The organism is Sphingobium sp. MP9-4 (genome assembly GCF_005281675.1).
GTDB lineage: Bacteria > Pseudomonadota > Alphaproteobacteria > Sphingomonadales > Sphingomonadaceae > Sphingobium > Sphingobium yanoikuyae.
In genome coordinates this window covers 113,553-129,813 of the sequence record NZ_LUFI01000003.1, presented here as the reverse complement: position 1 = coordinate 129,813, position 16,261 = coordinate 113,553, and the positions used below count along the sequence as shown (strand labels likewise).

General features: G+C 65.1%; 14 protein-coding genes. 6 read left to right on the top strand and 8 right to left on the bottom strand.

The features are described from left to right. Together A0U87_RS02555 and A0U87_RS02550 are read right to left on the bottom strand one after the other, a co-directional pair. Complete coding sequence (locus A0U87_RS02555; RefSeq protein WP_048936241.1) at positions 1-747, bottom strand: molybdopterin-binding protein; 747 nt, start codon at positions 745-747, stop codon at positions 1-3. After that, positions 744-1,460: a cytochrome b/b6 domain-containing protein gene (locus tag A0U87_RS02550; protein WP_048936439.1), complete on the bottom strand. Its 717-nt coding sequence runs from the start codon at positions 1,458-1,460 to the stop codon at positions 744-746. Before A0U87_RS02550 ends, A0U87_RS02555 begins: the two co-directional genes overlap by 4 nt. A 263-nt stretch (positions 1,461-1,723) precedes the next feature. Here A0U87_RS02550 and A0U87_RS02545 point away from each other — a divergent pair, with 263 nt between their 5' ends. Together A0U87_RS02545 and A0U87_RS02540 are read left to right on the top strand one after the other, a co-directional pair. Then, positions 1,724-2,284, top strand: a complete 561-nt coding sequence (locus A0U87_RS02545) for a porin family protein (RefSeq protein WP_037507272.1) — start codon at positions 1,724-1,726, stop codon at positions 2,282-2,284. A gap of 326 nt (positions 2,285-2,610) precedes the next feature. Next, on the top strand, positions 2,611-3,120 hold the full coding sequence (locus tag A0U87_RS02540) for an outer membrane beta-barrel protein (protein WP_004209879.1): 510 nt from the start codon (positions 2,611-2,613) through the stop codon (positions 3,118-3,120). 52 nt (positions 3,121-3,172) lie between these two features. On the opposite strand, the gene A0U87_RS02535 is transcribed toward A0U87_RS02540, so the two are convergent. The 3 genes from A0U87_RS02535 to A0U87_RS02525 all read right to left on the bottom strand — a co-directional run bounded on the left by A0U87_RS02535 (position 3,173) and on the right by A0U87_RS02525 (position 5,490). Then, positions 3,173-3,595, bottom strand: coding sequence for a hypothetical protein (locus A0U87_RS02535; protein WP_048936242.1), 423 nt, complete (start codon positions 3,593-3,595; stop codon positions 3,173-3,175). An 83-nt stretch (positions 3,596-3,678) separates the two neighbouring features. Further along, positions 3,679-4,938 (bottom strand): 23S rRNA (adenine(2503)-C(2))-methyltransferase RlmN, encoded by a 1,260-nt coding sequence (gene rlmN / locus A0U87_RS02530; protein ID WP_004209881.1) that lies wholly within the window; start codon positions 4,936-4,938, stop codon positions 3,679-3,681. 48 nt (positions 4,939-4,986) lie between these two features. After that, positions 4,987-5,490 (bottom strand): hypothetical protein, encoded by a 504-nt coding sequence (locus tag A0U87_RS02525; protein ID WP_170978346.1) that lies wholly within the window; start codon positions 5,488-5,490, stop codon positions 4,987-4,989. 171 nt (positions 5,491-5,661) lie between these two features. On the opposite strand from A0U87_RS02525, the gene dnaN reads away from it, so the two are divergent. Together dnaN and A0U87_RS02515 are read left to right on the top strand one after the other, a co-directional pair. Continuing rightward, a complete protein-coding gene (gene dnaN, locus A0U87_RS02520) occupies positions 5,662-6,774 on the top strand; it encodes a DNA polymerase III subunit beta (protein ID WP_004209883.1) in 1,113 nt (370 codons plus the stop codon). 90 nt (positions 6,775-6,864) lie between these two features. Next, positions 6,865-9,462, top strand: a complete 2,598-nt coding sequence (locus tag A0U87_RS02515) for an EAL domain-containing protein (protein WP_048936243.1) — start codon at positions 6,865-6,867, stop codon at positions 9,460-9,462. 43 nt (positions 9,463-9,505) lie between these two features. On the opposite strand, the gene A0U87_RS02510 is transcribed toward A0U87_RS02515, so the two are convergent. Next, a complete protein-coding gene (locus tag A0U87_RS02510) occupies positions 9,506-12,382 on the bottom strand; it encodes a TonB-dependent receptor (RefSeq protein ID WP_048936244.1) in 2,877 nt (958 codons plus the stop codon). A 223-nt stretch (positions 12,383-12,605) separates the two neighbouring features. Here A0U87_RS02510 and A0U87_RS02505 point away from each other — a divergent pair, with 223 nt between their 5' ends. Further along, positions 12,606-14,210, top strand: coding sequence for a M20/M25/M40 family metallo-hydrolase (locus A0U87_RS02505; protein ID WP_048936245.1), 1,605 nt, complete (start codon positions 12,606-12,608; stop codon positions 14,208-14,210). A gap of 35 nt (positions 14,211-14,245) precedes the next feature. Here the strand turns inward: A0U87_RS02505 and A0U87_RS02500 are convergent, their stop codons facing one another. Beyond that, complete coding sequence (locus A0U87_RS02500; protein ID WP_048936246.1) at positions 14,246-14,953, bottom strand: 2OG-Fe(II) oxygenase; 708 nt, start codon at positions 14,951-14,953, stop codon at positions 14,246-14,248. Positions 14,954-14,981: 28 nt separating this feature from the next. Further along, positions 14,982-15,737, bottom strand: a complete 756-nt coding sequence (locus A0U87_RS02495; protein ID WP_048936247.1) for a methyltransferase domain-containing protein — start codon at positions 15,735-15,737, stop codon at positions 14,982-14,984. Positions 15,738-15,959: 222 nt separating this feature from the next. On the opposite strand from A0U87_RS02495, the gene A0U87_RS02490 reads away from it, so the two are divergent. Continuing rightward, positions 15,960-16,259 (top strand): hypothetical protein, encoded by a 300-nt coding sequence (locus A0U87_RS02490; RefSeq protein ID WP_004209889.1) that lies wholly within the window; start codon positions 15,960-15,962, stop codon positions 16,257-16,259. Positions 16,260-16,261: the final 2 nt, after the last annotated feature.

The window sequence follows — 16,261 nt, the reverse complement described above, 5'->3', positions numbered from 1 at the left end:
TCAAATACCTGCATACCAATCATAATTGGCGCGGTCTTCCCAAAAACCACCCTTGCCCCGACCGATGGACAATAGGCTCTCGACCGCCTCGATCCGCATCAGATATTTGGCCTGTTTATAGCCCAGTTGCCGCTCCACCCGCAGCCGTAGCGGCGCGCCATTGGCGACGCTCAGCGGCCGGTCGTTGAGCGCGAAGGCCAGGATGGTCTGGGGATGGAAGGCATCGATCAGGTCGATGCTCTCATAATAAGCGGTGCCGCCGCCCATGTCGTCGGCGCAGTGGAACACGATATAGCGCGCGCGATCGCGCAGGCCCGCGCCGTCGAGCAGCAGCTTCAAGGGCACGCCGCGCCACTTGCCGATCGCGCTCCACCCCTCGACACAGTCATGGCGGGTGATCTGCTCGCGATGGGGCAGGGCGTACAATTGCGACAGCGAAAGCGACAGGGGGCGGGCGACCAGTCCGTCGACGCGCAGCCGCCAGTCGGCAAAGCCGCTGCGCCACAGCGCCTTGTAGGCCGGGGTGTTGGGATTGGCGGTGCCGTTCGCGCGGAAGAAGGGCGAAATCTGGTCGGGCTGGAATTCCTGCGCCAGTGCGTCGCGCGCCATGATTGTGCGCTGCGCCCATTGATGAAAATTGTCGGCGGAAAAGAGGATGTCGCGGGCCAGCGGCTGGCGCGCGATCCGGTCGCATCCCGCCAGCGTCGCGGTCGCGCCCAGCAGCAGGGTGCGGCGGGTCAGGATCATGGCCGGTCCTTAGGCAGGCGATAGCGGCCGGTGATCATCGATCCTATCTCGTTCACCGGGCCGGCCAGCAGCACCATCAGCATATGGACCAGGAAGAAGGCGGCCAGCGCAAAAGCGGTCAGGAAATGGATCGACCGCGCCGCCTGGCGCCCGCCGAACAGGTCGACCAGCCAGGGCCAGGCGGCGTTCATGCCCGGCGACATGGTAAGCCCGGTCAGGATCAGCAGCGGCAGGGCGATGAAGAGGACGGCGATATAGCTCGCCTTCTGCAGCACATTGTAGCGCAGCGCCGCGGCGCCGGTGGGCAAGCGCAGTCGGGCATGGTCACAAATGTCCTGCCAGACATGGCGCGGCGCCAGTTCGCCGCGGCGAAAGGCCAGGTCACGGGCGATATGGCCGCCCGCCAGACTCCAGAGCATGTAGAAGAGTAGCGCGAAGGCGAAGATCGGCGCGGCGGTCAGGTGCCAGTGGCGGGACAGCGCCAGATTATAGAGGGCGGGCAGGGTGATCCAGCCGGGGAACCGGTCCAGCTCCAGCCAGGCATGATCGAAATTGGCGCCATATTGCCCCCAATAGAGGCGGGGATGGGCGTTGAAGATGCCAAGGCCGGAGGTGAAGAGGATATAGAGCAGCAGCGCGTTCAGCCAGTGCCACAGCCGGGTGGCCAGGCGGTGGCGGCGGACCATGTCCCCTGGGGCGTAAGGCGGCTCCATGGCCATGACCCTATTGTCTTTCGTCGAAATATCCAGCCGCATCGCGGTCGTTCGCATGTCCAGGCCCGTCGTTGGTCGAATGGCCATGGTGCGCGCCGTGCGATTGCGATCAACGGCTGGCCCTGCAAGGGACTGATGAAGTCGACTTCAAAGAATTTTCGTACAGAAATTTGAATTGATAAAATTCCTCCACGAAACGGGAGTATAAACAAGGTCGCCTGTCACGATTTTCGGCGCTTCGACGCAGATATTGGATGGGTAATATGAAGAGTATCACGTTTTTCATCGCTTCGGCTGTTCTATGTTTTGTTTCGGCTCCTGCCTTTGCGCAGGATTATGCCCCTTTCACGGGTGCCCATGCCGAAATCATCACCGGCTATGATGTGGTCGATGCCAAGGGCGTCAAATCGGCCGACGGTCTGCTCTATGGCCTCAATGCCGGCTATGATTTTGCCCTGGGCGGCCTGATCCTGGGCATCGAGGGCGAAATTTCCGATTCCACCACCCGTCTGCATGTCGCCGGCGGCAAGAGCGAGACCGATCGCGACCTGTATGTCGGCGGGCGGATCGGTGTGCCGCTTGGCAGCAAGGCGCTCGCCTATGTGAAGGCGGGCTACAGCAATGCCCGGATGGAATATGAAGCCAGTGACGGCGAAGGCGGCCTGATCCGCGGCGGCGACAATGGCGATGGGCTGCGGCTGGGCGCGGGTCTGGAATATCGGATCGCCGAAAAGCTCTTCCTCAAGGGCGAATATCGCTATTCCGATTATGAGGCAGGCGTGTCGCGCCACCAGTTGGTGACGGGCATCGGCCTGCGCTTCTGATCGCCCGGAAACCGGGGCTTTCGCGAAGGGGGCGGCTGTCGGGCCGTCCCCTTTTTGCGGTCGGTCGTGCTGCAGGCGCGTTGTCACACTTTTGCAACACAAGCCCTGAAATTGATTGAAATAAAGGCCTTGCCCCTTTGCAAGTGAGTTTGGCGATCCTAGATGGCCACTGCGCTCTCATGATGCAGAGGGGGCAGTTCCTCTCCGAAGTGTCGGAGAAGAATAAGCAGGAGGAAGTGTGATTCTATTTCATATTTTCCTAGCATCAAACCTGAACGCTAGATGAACAATTAAGTCGTAGCGTCATAATAAATATCGAGGACTTTATGAAGACTGTGATTTTCGCAGCGATTGCTGCTGCCGCCGCTGTTTCGGCCCCCGCTTTCGCTCAGGATGCTGCGCCGTTCACCGGTCCGCGCGCTGGCGTCACCATGGGCTTTGACAAGGCGCAGGGCGAAGACGGTTTCAGCTACGGCGTGACCGCCGGCTATGACCTCGCCGTTGCCAACCGCGTGACCTTCGGTCCGGAAGTGTCGTTCGGTGACTCGACCGTCGACGGCCAGGGCTTCGACGCCAGCCGCGACCTCGCCGCTTCGGTCCGTCTCGGCTATGTCGTGACCCCGCAGATCCTGGCGTTCGGCAAGGTCGGCTACGCTTCGAGCCGCATCGAAGCCGCTGGCGCCCACACCTCGCTGGAAGGCGTGCGTTACGGCGGTGGCCTGGAATATTCGGTGACCCCGAACACCTACATCTCGGCCGAATATCAGCGCACCGAGTATGAAGATAATTTCGGTGGCCGTGACGCTGGCGTCGTCGGCATCGGCTTCCGTTTCTGATCCCTCTCGATCGGAATATGGGGAAGGGCGGTCCGTTCGGGCCGCCCTTTTTTTATGTCGGCAGCGGCGTCCGATCGGGCGCGACCCATGCCCGGCGCGCGGCCGGGCTCATCAGCGTCTCGCGCGTCCAGTAGGTGAAGGGCCAGTCCTTGTCGCCCAGCGGCGACGCCATCAGCGCCGCATAGGCTGCGGCCGGCGTCACATCGGCGGGCAGGCCGGTCAGTAACTGTCGGGCCATGTGCAGCGAGGCCTGGGTGATGGTCTCATGATAGCCGCTCGTGTCGCTGTTCACCCCGCCGACGCTTTCATTGTAGCGGCGGATCATGCCGGGCATGTCAATTTCGGCGTCAATATCGGGCCGGCGCAGGATCAGCCACAGCGCGGTCGCGAAATGGGCGCCATGGGTCCAGCTCGCCTTGGGCAAGGTGCAGGCGCAAAAGCCGGTGCCCAGCGCTTCGATCTCGTCATCGGTCATCCTCATTCCCCCAAAAGAAAAGCCCCGCCGGTATGGGCGGGGCTTGTCGTCGCGCGGCATGCGCGCAGCCAGTCGTCCCCGGATTATCCCAGGGCAGCTTGCTTCTCTTCGGCCAGGCGCTTGAGTTCCGCCTTGCTCTTCTTCTCGCTCGCCGACTTGAGCTGGCCACAGGCGGCCATGATGTCGCGACCGCGCGGCGTGCGGACCGGCGCGGAAATGCCGCCCTCGAACACGATCGTGCTGAACGCGCGGATCCGTTCGGGGCTCGAACATTCATAGTCGGTGCCCGGCCAGGGGTTGAACGGGATCAGGTTGACCTTGGCCGGCAGCTTATATTTGCGGATCAGGCGGACCAGCTCATGCGCGTCGGCATCGCTGTCATTCTTGTCCTTGATCATCACATATTCGAACGTGATGCGACGGGCATTGTTCGCCTTGGGATAATCGGCACAGGCCTGAAGCAGTTCCTCGATGCCATATTTGCGGTTGAGCGGGACCAGCTCGTCGCGCACTTCCTTGGTCACGGCATGGAGCGAGACCGCCAGGTTCACGCCAATCTCTTCCGCCGCGCGCGCCATCATCGGCACGACGCCGCTGGTCGACAGGGTGATGCGCCGCTTCGACAGGGCCAGACCATCGCCGTCCATCACCAGCTTGAGCGCGTCGCGGACATGATCGAAATTATAGAGCGGCTCGCCCATGCCCATCATCACGATGTTGGTGAGCATGCGGCCGTCCGCCGTATATTGCGAATCCTCGTCCGTCTCATCGTCATTGGCGCTGGCCATGCTGCCCTTGGGCCATTCGCCCAGCGCATCGCGTGCCAGCATGACCTGGCCGACAATCTCGCCCGGCGTCAGGTTGCGGACCAGTCGCATCGTGCCGGTGTGGCAGAAGCTGCAATTGAGCGTGCAGCCGACCTGGCTCGACACGCACAGGGTGCCGCGGTCCGCATCGGGGATGAAGACCATTTCATAATCCTGGCCATCGTCCGAACGGAGCAGCCATTTGCGGGTGCCGTCGTTCGACACCTGCGCTTCCACCACCTGCGGCCGGCCGACGATGAAGCGTTCCGCCATCCACAGCCGCATCGGCTTGGCCAGGTCGGTCATCTTCTCGAAGTCGGTTTCGCCGCGATGATAGAGCCAATGGAACAGTTGCTTGGAACGCAGCTTGGCGGCCTTCTGATCGAGTCCAGCTTCTTCCAGCACGCCCTTCATCTGGGCGCGGGTCAGGCCCAGCATGTCGACGCGCCCGTCCTCACGGGGCGTCACCGCGCGGGGCACGGGCACAGGGTCGATAAGGCCGGGAATCGGCATGATGGGATTGGCGGCGGAATGCATGGTCGCGCACATAGTCGATTTTGCCGGATTTTTAAAGTGGCGTTGCAATCAGCGTAAACGGGCGCACCCCAGCGCTGCCGCGTCGATCGCCGTGGCCGCGCCGCGCAGCGCATAGCTGTCGGCAAAGGCGCCGCCCTTGGCCGATGTCGACTGCACGCTCATGCTGCTGGCGGAGCGCATCGCGGCGATGATCGCGGCATCGTCCTGCGGATTGGCGGCCCAGGCATCGGCCTGGCCCGCGACCAGCGCGAAACGGCGGTCGCCGACGCTGAGCGAGACCCGCGCATTGGCGGCGCGCGGCCGGCTGAGGCGGAAATGGACCTGGCCGCGGACATGCTGGCGCGGCCAGGTGCCGACGGCGGCAAAACCCTTGGGCGCATCGCCCGCGCGGCGCGGCACCGGCATGGCGATGGCGTAGCAGCGCGGGCCGTTCTGGCCGGCGCCGGGATCGCGAAACGCCCCCCAGCTTTCGAAAATGCCGAGCGAATCGCGCGCCATGGCCGGACTGGCGAGCAGGACGAGCGGGATCAGCAGGGCGGGCAGGCGGCGCATGGTCCGGGCAAAGCGCAAGCCATCGCCATTTGCAAGCCCGGCTTCGTTTCGAAAGCGCGTCGAGGTGCTTGCCGCCGCTGACATAGCGGTTATGAAGGACCATCCATCATTGCCGCCGGGATTCGACCGAATCCTCGCCATCGACGCAAAAAGAACGGACAGAACAGGGACATGAAGGCCACCATCGAACGCGCAACGCTCCTCAAGAGCCTCAGCCACGTCCAGTCGGTGGTCGAGCGGCGCAACACGATTCCGATCCTGTCCAACGTGCTGATCGAGGCATCGGCGGATGGCGCGATCAAGCTGATGGCGACCGATCTCGACCTGCAGGTCGTGGAAAGCGTGTCGGCCCAGGTCGAACAGGCCGGCGCCACCACCATTTCCGCCCACACGCTGTTCGACATCGCCCGCAAGCTGCCCGAAGGCAGCCAGGTGTCGCTGCAGGCGGCCGACGGCAAGATGCTGATCCAGGCCGGCCGCGCCCGCTTCAACCTGTCGACCCTGCCGCGTGACGATTTCCCGGTGATTGCCGAGGGCGACCTGCCGACCAGCTTCGAACTGCCGGCCGAAACGCTCAAGCAGATCATCGACAAGACGCGCTTCGCCATCTCGACCGAAGAGACGCGCTATTATCTGAACGGGATCTATTTCCACGTCTCGGACGAAGGTTCGCCGGTGCTCAAGGCCGCCGCGACCGACGGCCACCGTCTGGCCCGCGTCACCGTGCCGCGTCCCGACGGCGCCGATGGCATGCCGGGCATCATCATCCCCCGCAAGTGCATCGCCGAACTGCGTAAGCTGCTGGACGAGGTCGAGGGTTCGGTTCAGGTCAGCCTGTCGGCCAGCAAGATCCGCTTTGGCCTGGGCAGCGCGATCCTGACCAGCAAGCTGATCGACGGCACCTTCCCCGATTATAGCCGCGTCATTCCGACCGCGAACGACAAGCTGCTCAAGATCGACCCGCGCAGCTTCGAGGAAGGCGTGGATCGCGTTGCGACCATCGCCACCGAAAAGACCCGCGCGGTCAAGATGAGCCTCGACAAGGACAAGATCACCCTGTCGGTCACCAGCCCGGAAAATGGCACGGCGGCCGAAGAAGTGCCCGGCGCGTTCCAGGGCGAAGGCTTCGATATCGGCTTCAACGCTCGTTATCTGCTCGACATCCTTGGCCAGATCGACACCGATATCGTCGAACTGCACCTGGCCGACGCGGCTGCTCCGACGCTGATCCGCGAAAATGATCGCAGCCCGGCGCTCTATGTGCTGATGCCGATGCGCGTCTGACCGGTCTTGCCGGGAGATCGCTGAATATCAGGGAATCTCCCGGACCCGGCGGGTAATCGCTTCTCAAGCTTTGTCGGTTAGACGATCGGCATGGCTATTGTCCGCAAAACAGATACTGATGCGCCGGCCAGGACCGCGAGCCTGCTGGTTTCGCTAGGTCTGGCCGAAAGTGGCACGGAAGTCGCCGCCAACTGGCTGTCGCGCAGCTTCACCCATGTCGCCGCCCTGTGGCCGCTGATGCTGCTGGCCAAGCTGTGCGTTGCGGCGCTGCTCGGCATGCTTTCCTTCACCCGGCCGGAACATGGCGCCCTGCTGTGCGGCGTGGTGCTGATCGATGGCCTGCTGATGCTGGTGCCGCGCTGGGCGCTGTTCCGCAATCTGCGCCCCCATGTCCAGAACTGGCTGATGCTGCCCGCGCTCTTCTGTTCGGGACTGATCTTCAGCCTGTGGCTGGCGCAGGGTAATGGCGTGGCGATGCCGTCCGCTGTGCCGGAAATGGCGATCGCGCTGCTGGCGGTCTGCATCGTCGGCGACCGGCGCCTGCTGGGGCTCAGCTATTTCATGGGCGCGCTGCTGGTGGCCGGCATCGCCCATGCGGGCATGGTGCATCTGGGGCTGCTGGCCAGCTGCCTGGCGGTGATGGCGATCGCCACCCTGCGGCAGGCGGCGGCGGATCGTGAACGGGCGATCGAACAGCATCGGCAGGATCTCAAGGCGCAGCGTTCCGACCGGTTGCTGGAGGAATATGAACAGTCCGGCCGCGGCTGGTTCTGGGAAACCGATCGCCACGGCCACATCACCTATATCTCCGCCACCCTGGCCGAACCGCTGGGCGTGGAAGCGGGCAGCCTGATCGGCCGGTCGCTGACCGACATCATCCAGCAGGGTGACCGGCAACAGGGCGATGGCGAGCGAACGCTGGGCTTCCACCTCTCGGCCCGCACCGGCTTTGCCGACATCGCCGTGCGGGCCGCGATTGCGCGCGAGGAACGCTGGTGGTCGATCTCGGGCGAACCGGTGTTCAACGAATATGGCCAGTTCCACGGTTTCCGCGGATCCGGCACCGACCTGACCGAAATGCGCCGCAGCCAGGCGGAAGTGACGCGCCTGGCCCAATATGATTCGCTGACCGGCCTCGCCAACCGCGTGCAGATGCTGCAGGCGCTGGAGCAGGCGGTGCTGGGTTCGCGCGGCAAGCAGGGCGAATGCGCGCTGATGATGCTCGACCTCGACCGGTTCAAGAGCGTCAACGACACGCTCGGGCATCCGGCCGGCGACGCGCTGCTGCGCCAGGTCAGCCAGCGCCTCCAGCGCGTGGTCGGCAATCAGGGGCTGGTCGGGCGCCAGGGCGGCGACGAGTTCAAGGTGCTGGTGCATGGCCGCCATGACCGCAACCGGCTGGGCCTGCTGGCGCAGGCGATCATCAGCGCCCTGTCGCAACCCTATTCGATCGAGGGCACGGGCGTGGTGATCGGCGTGTCGATCGGCATTTCCTTCTGCCCCGAGGATGGCGTCACCGCCGATGCCCTGATCCGCAATGCCGACCTCGCCCTCTACAAGGCAAAGGGCGATGGGCGCGGCGTCTATCGCTTCTATTCGGCGGACATGCACGCCGATGCGGAGGATCGCCGCCAGCTCGAACAGGATCTGCGCCATGCGCTGACGGCGGACGGCCTGCACCTCGTTTATCAGCCGATCGTCAGTTCGACGACCGAGCGCATCACCGGCTATGAGGCGCTGCTGCGCTGGGATCATCCGGTGCGCGGCGCCATCTCGCCGGCATTGTTCGTCCCCATTGCGGAGGATAGCGGCCTGATCGCGCCAATCGGCGAATGGGTGATGCGCACCGCCTGTCGTGATGCGGCCCAGTGGGACGCGGGCATCCGCGTTGCTGTCAATGTCTCGGCGATGCAATTCGCCAATCCCGGTTTCCCGACCACCGTCATGCAGGCCCTGGCGAGCGCGCAACTGGCGTCCGAACGGCTGGAGCTGGAAATCACCGAAAGCGTGTTCCTGAACGACAATGACGGCACCGACGCCATGTTCACCCGGCTCAAGGGGCTGGGCGTGCGGCTGGCGCTCGACGATTTCGGCACCGGCTATTCGTCGCTCGGCTATCTCAAGAAGGCGCCGTTCGACAAGATCAAGATCGACCAGAGCTTCGTGCGCGGCGCCGCGATCCGGGGCAGCCGCAACAGCGCGATCATCAAGGCGATCGTCAGCCTGGCCGAGGCGCTGGGCATGGATACGACCGCGGAAGGGGCCGAGACGCGCGACGAGCTGGACCTGATCCGGCAACTGGGGTGCAGCCATATCCAGGGCTATATCTATGGCCGGCCGATGCCCGCCGCCCAGGTGCTGGAAGGGCAGCGCGCCAATGGCGTCTCCGCCCGGTCCGAAGGCTTCCAGTCGAGCCGGCCGGAGCGCAAGGCGATGCTGCGCACGGTCGCCGTCCATCATGACGGCCATGTCTATAATGGTCGCATCCGCAACATCTCCGCCACCGGCGCGATGATCGAGGGGCTGTGGAATGTGCCGGAAGGCACGCAGTTCGCGATCGACCTGTCGGAGGGGCAGAGCGTCGACGCGACCACCCGCTGGTCGCGCGAGGACCGCATGGGGGTTGAATTTGCCGCCCCGATCGATCTGGCCCTGCTTCGCCCGCAGGCGCGCGCGCTGGCCGGATAGCGACACAGGCGACCGGCCGGACATCGCCCGGCCGGCCGACCTTTCAGAAGAACAGCTTGCGGAAGCTGACCGACACGGTCCGGCCGAGCGGGTCGAGATAGCCCGGCTGATAGCGGACCGGGGTTGCCCCGGTCGCGTCGGTCACGTCGCGGCGGGTGTTGAAGATATTGTCGATGCCGATCGACACGCGCGCGCCGCGCAGGAAGGGATGGGCCTTCACCAGGCTGGGCATCTGGCCGAAATTGGCGAACAGCCGCAGATTGGCGGTCGCCAGGCTGGCAAAGTCCAGCCGCGAACTGCCGCCCAAGGCGCCATCGACATGGGTGCCGCTTTCCCAGTCGACGCCCAGACGGCCGCCAATGCCATTGTTCACATAGCCGACCCGCGCCTTCAGCTCGTGGCGCGGCTGCCCGCCCGACGAGCCGACCGCATCGCCATTGAGCAGATTGAGTTCGGGCACGCCGGGCGCGATCAGGATGCTCTCGGTCAGGTGCCAGATATGATAGAGGCTGAAGGTCAGCCGCCCGCCAGCCTGGCCGGCGCCGGGGCCACGGAAACCGCCCGGCCCACCAAAGCCGCCGCCCGGACCACCCGGACCGCCCGGCCCGCGCGGACCATCGCCACCGCCCGGCGCATTGTCGCCGCCACCCTGGCCGCCATTCTGGCCACCGGGGCCATCATTGCCGCGCTGGTTGTTGTCGCCGTCGCCGCGGGGCGCGCCGTCATTGCCTTCGCCGCGCGGCGGACCGCCTTCGCGATTGCCCTCCGCGCCGTCGCGCGGGCCGCGATTGCCGAAGGCTGCGCGCATGTCCTGCAATTCCTTGGGCCGATCCTCGGGCTTGGCGCCGGCCGCGCGCCACGCCTCGATCACCTTCTGGATGTGCGACTTCAATGAGATGGACAGGTCGAAGCCCCAGCGCAGTTGCTCGCTCTGCGAACGCAGATAGTTGATCGGCCGCCCGTCAATGCTCAGCAACTGGCCATCCTCGTCGCGCATGAAGCGCTGCGGGAAGGCATTCTCGATCGCCGGCGTCGGCGTCGGGAAGGCGGAAATGGGGTTGCTGGTCCGGCTGTTGAGATAGGTGGCCGTCAGCGTCAGGTTCGGCTTCTCGAACGGCTTGATCCGGGCGTTGATGCGGAACTGGTCCCGCGTGCTGGATCGCAGGTCCGGGTTGCCGCCGGAAAATTGCGTGACGAACACGGTCTGGCCGGTGGCATAGTCGAACACCGACACGTTGGGCGTCGAAATCACCGGATCGTTGATCTGCGTGCCGGTCGGCGCCGACTTGTCCTGATTGGCCGACACCAGCAACTGCACCGCCGGCACAGGCCGCCAGCGCAGGCCATAGCCTAGCGTCGACAGCGTGCCGAAATCCGACAGATGCTGCGCCCCGGCGTTCATGTTGACGCCGACATCGCCGATCGCGCCCAGGAACCCCTTGGACCGGCTGGTCAGCGGTATGTCGAAACTGACCTGTCCGCTCGCAATCTCGCGATTATAGTCGAGGCCGCGCTCCACGCCTGACCGCACCGAATGGCTTTCAAAGCCATTGGCCGATCCACCGACCCGCACCGACGTCATGATATTGCCGGCCGGCAGGGTCAGCAGCGATCCGCTGACCAGCAGGTCGCCGCCGATCGCGCGCGATTGCGACCGGGCGCGGTCGGTCAGGCGCGATTGCAGCAGGTCGGCGGTGAAGGCGCCATAGGGATTGACGCTGGCCGATCCGGCATCGAGCGCGGCCTGGATGCCGCCCGTGTCGACGCCGCGATCGGTGCGGGTGCGAGTGTCGGAAATGTCGCCATTGCCGGTGAAGGACCATTGCCAGGTGCCGCCCAGCCGACCGTTCAGCGTGACGCCGATGTGCCCGGTGGTACCGCGAATCTTCTGTCCCAGCGCGCCGGCCTGCTCCAGATAGCGATAGAGGCGGACATCGTCGCCAAAGGCGGAGAAGGGATTGCCGCCGGGCAGGGTGAGGGCGGCCGCTGACAGGCCCTGCAGCGAATCATTGTCGGACAGTTCCAGCCGGCCGTTGATCGTCGCCGATACGCCGCCCAGCGCGCGCGCCAGGGTCGCGTTGGCGGAAAAATTTTCGGTCGCGGGGCTGAGCGTGCGATATTTGCTGAGATTGCTGACGCTGGTCTGGTTCGCGCCGGCGATGAAATCATTGAGGGCGGGGGCGCCATTGGCGGCGCTGCCGGGCACGCTGGCGACCGTCACGGTCTGGTCGGCGGCGGCCGACAGGGCCGGGTCGATCTCCGCCCCCCGCTCGATCGCGGTGATATTGCCGGCCAGCGAATAGGGCATGCTGGGCGCCGCCGCATTGATGCCGCGCTCGCTCTCCAGCAGATTGTCGGCCCGGCTATATTTGACGTTCAGCGTCAGCCGATTGTCGCCTCGGATGCGCAGCACGCCCACTTCGCCCTGACCATTTTCGCGTCCGCCATCGGTGGTCGTGCCGCCGCGCAGGTCGACCGTGGTCGCGCGGAAACGCTGGCGCAGGACGATGTTCACCACCTTCTGCGTCGGCGCATAGCCATAGGACAGGGCCACTTCCTCGGGCAGGATGTCGACCCGCGACACCGCTTCGGATGGCAGGTCGGAAATTTCCGAGAAGCTGGAAATGCGCTTGCCGTTCAGCAGGATGACCGGGGTGCCGTTGGTCTGCGGCGACAATTCGGTGATGATTTCGGAAATCGACGTGACGCCCAGCGCCCGGACATCGGCGGGCGACAATTGCTGTTCGGGCTTGATGTCGCCGGGTACCGCGCCGCGCTGGACCGCGCCGGTCACGACAATCTCGTCGCCCTCGTCCATTTGGGCCGGCGGCCCCTTCTGCTCGGCTTCCTGCGCCATCAGCGCGCCGGGCGCCGCGCCCAGCATCAGTGAAAACAGCAGCAGCGACGTCGTCTGGCGCACGGAAATTTACCCCTAATCTGGACCCTGGCAGGATCTCGTTTAGGCCGCACTTGTCGCAAAAATCTGGCAAGGCAAAGACAGTTTTGTCGCAAAGTGTAACGACGCGTCACATGGTGCAACAAATGCGTGTTCGGGCGTGATCTGCTTCACTTGCGATCCCGCGTCAGTCGGGCATAGACGGGCTTTCGCGGCCGCGCCTGACGGCCGGACGAAGGGGGATTATATGCGCCATTCCATCATCCTGCTGCCCTTGCTGTGCCTGGCCGCGCCGGTCGCCGCGCAGCAGCCCGACGATCTCAACCGCGTCATCGACGAAGGGCTGAACCACAGCCAGGTGATGCAGATCGCCCAGCATCTGACCGACGATATTGGCGGGCGCATGACCAATTCGCCGCAGATGCGGCAGGCCGAGGCCTGGACCGCCGACCAGTTTCGCCAATGGGGCCTGTCCAATGTCCGCAAGCAGGGCTTTCGCTTCGGTCGCGGCTGGTGGATTGCCGCCTCCTCGGTGAAGATGATCAGCCCCCGCCCGATCCAGCTTATCGCCATCCCCATCGCCTGGACGCCACCGACCAATGGCGTGCTGAGCGCACCGATCATCGTTGCCCCGATGAAGAAGGCGCGCGATTTCGACGCCTGGCGCGGCAAGCTCGCCGGTAAGATCGTACTGGTGTCGCTGCCCGGCACGGGCGACGAGCCGAACGAGGCCGCCTTCCAGCGGCTCAAGGGTGAGGATATCGAGAAGCTCGACAAGTTCGAGCAGCCGAAAAATGATCCGGCGTCGCTGGAGCGGCTGATGAAGCGCCTCAGCTTCACCCGCAAGCTGGAGGCCTTCCTCAAGGCCGAGGGGGCGGTCGGCTGGGCGCGGCAATCCTATCGCGACGGCAAGCTGCTGCATGGCGAGGGCTATGATTTCGGCGTCAGCGACACGCCCGCGCTGCCCGGCGTCGAGATCGCGGCGGAGGATTATCGCCGTCTCGCCCGCCTCGCCAAGACCGGCCCGGCGCCGGTGCTGGAAATCAACAGCGACGTCCGTTTCGACGACAGCGACGTCAACGCCTACAACATCCTGGCCGATATCCCCGGCAGCGATCCCAAGGCCGGTTATGTCATGGCCGGCGCACATCTCGACAGCTGGGTCGCGGGCGACGGCGCGGCGGACAATGGCGCGGGCAGCGCCATGATCATGGAGGCGGCGCGTATCCTCAAGTCGCTGGGCATCAAGCCCAAGCGCACGATCCGCTTCGCCCTCTGGTCGGGCGAGGAACAGGGACTGTTCGGCTCCATGGCCTATGTCGACGAATATCTCGCCACCCGCGCGCCGGGGCCGAAGGAAGAAGAGGGGCGGGAGGAAATGTATTTCCGCTACAAGACCCGTTTCCCGATCACGCCCAAGCCCGGCTATGCGGACCTCAAGGCCTATTTCAACATCGACAATGGCTCGGGCAAGCTGCGCGGCCTCTATGCCGAACGCAATGTCGCCGCCGTCTCGCTGCTGCGCGAATGGCTCAGCCCCTTTGCCAGCATGGGCGCGGGCAATGTCGTGTCGCAGCCGACCGGCGGCACCGACCATGAATATATGCAGGCGATCGGCGTGCCGGGCTATCAGTTCATCCAGGATCCGCTCGACTATGAAAGCCGGGTCCATCACAGCGGCATCGATACCTTCGATCATCTGAAGGCGGAGGATATGCGCCAGGGCGCGGTCGTCCTCGCCGGCATGCTGCTGCAGGCCGCGAACAGCGACAAGACCCTGCCGCGCATGCCGCTGCCGACCCAGCCGGCGGTCAGCGATCCGTTCAAATATGAGGATCCGGCGCTGGATTGATGGAAAGGGGCGGGGCGATCCCTCGATCGCCCCGCCTAGCTCTGGGCGTCGTGGAAGATGATGCCCAGCGTGTGGCGCATGCCGGACAAGAGCCGGCTGACGCCATGGCGCATCTGCACCCGGTGAACGCCGCGCGTGCCCCTCACCGGCCGCTCGCGCACCGGGAAGACCACGGCATCGCCCTTGCGCAGCGGCACCATTTCGGGGCGAGACTGCATGCGCGGGCGCTGTTCGGTCAGGATGAAGGCGCCGCCGGTGAAGTCCGCCTCCGGCTCAGACAGCAGGATCGCCGCCTGCAACGGGAAGATGGTCGCGCCATAGACATCCTGATGCAGCGCATTCCAGTCGCCCGCCTCATAGCGCAGCAGCAAGGGCGTCGCCTTGTCCTGGCCACCGAGCGCGCACTGGTTCAGGAAATCGGCGTGACGGGCGGGGTAGAGCGCATCGCTTCCCAGCATCGCCGCCCAGCGATTGGCGACCTGCGCCAGCGGCGGATAGAGTGCCTCGCGCAGCGTGGCGACCGGCTCGGGCAATGGGTAGTTGAAATAGCGATAGCGCCCCCGGCCATAGCCATGGCGCGCCATCACCACCTCCTTGCGGAAGGCATGGGGCTGGTCCCATAGCGCGACGATCGCGTCGCACCGGTCCGGGGAAAGCAGGGCAGGCAGGCGCGCGGCGCCATGAAGGTCGAGGTCAGTGAGGTCCATGGCGCGCAGCATGGGCGGCGCGCGGCGCGGCGTCATCCCGTGCCTTGCGCTCAAATCCGCCGCCTCATTTCGGCTTGCGGAAACGGTAGAGGAAACGATCCGTCTTGCCGCGAATGGCGGGATCGAACACCAGCTTGCTGTGATCGTCGGCGGGGTTGGCGAGCAGCGGGCTTTGCGCCTCCAGCACGAAGCCGGCACGCAGGAAGTCGGCCTTCACCACCGCCGGGTCGATCCGGTGGAGCTTGTCCACGACGGCGCGGGTGTCGCCCGCCGGGCCGACATGGTCGATGATACCGACGATCCCGCCCGGTTTCGTCGCAGCATAGAGCGTCTTCACGAAGGCATCGGGGTCGGTGCGCGGAATGCCATATTTGTCCGATTGCCAGTAGAGATCATGGTAGCTCAGGTTGATGATGCTGAAGTCGAAACTGTCGGGCGCCGCCGCAAAGGCCTCGAACGGATAGCGCACCCAGTCGACCTCCGGCCGGCGCGCGACCAGTGCCGCCCATTTGGGCTTCTCTTCCTCGCTGGCATAGAATTGGCTGGGCTCGAACCCGGTCACCTTACCCTTGGCGCCGACCGCATCGGCCATGATCTCCGCCCAATAGCCCGATCCGGTCATGATGTCGGCCGCCTTCATGCCGGGCTTGAGGCCCAGGAAGGCCAGCGTCTCGGCCGGCTTGCGGCTCTCGTCCAGCGCCCGTGCGTCGGCCGGACGCTTTGGGTCGGCCACGGCGGCGGCCAAGTCGGTCTTGGCAAGGGCGATGATCGGCGTGGACAGGGCAAGGCCGCTCAGGGCCAGGGCAAGCATCAGGCGCATGGATTTTCCCCTCATGGAAGGCGGGCCAGCATGCGCCCGATCGCGCATCCGTTCAACGATCCGCGCCGATGCCGGTCGATCGATTCCGGTCGTTGGTCGAAGGGCGGGGCGGGCCTGCCGCGTCCACTCGGCTCTCCACATGCACGTTCAGGCCCAATCATATTGTCATGGTTAACGGGCTCGGCTTGGGACGGCGCGGGGGCAGATGATAAGGAGAAAATGATGTCGCACCCGATGAAATTAGCCCCCATTGCCATGGTGTTGGTGGGCTCGCTGGGGCTGGGTGGCTGTGCCACGAAATCCTTCGTGCGCGAACAGGTGGCGACCGTGAACCAGCGCGTCGATGCGCTCGACGCCAAGCTGCAGACCACCGACGGCACGGCACAGCAGGCTCTGGCCCAGGCCCAGTCGGCAGCCGGTCAGGCCCAGAATAACGGCCAGCGCCTCGATCAGCTGAACGCCCGCGTCGACGGTGTCGAGCAGCAGATGCGCGAAGCCAAGACCAAGCGCGCCAGAAACTGATC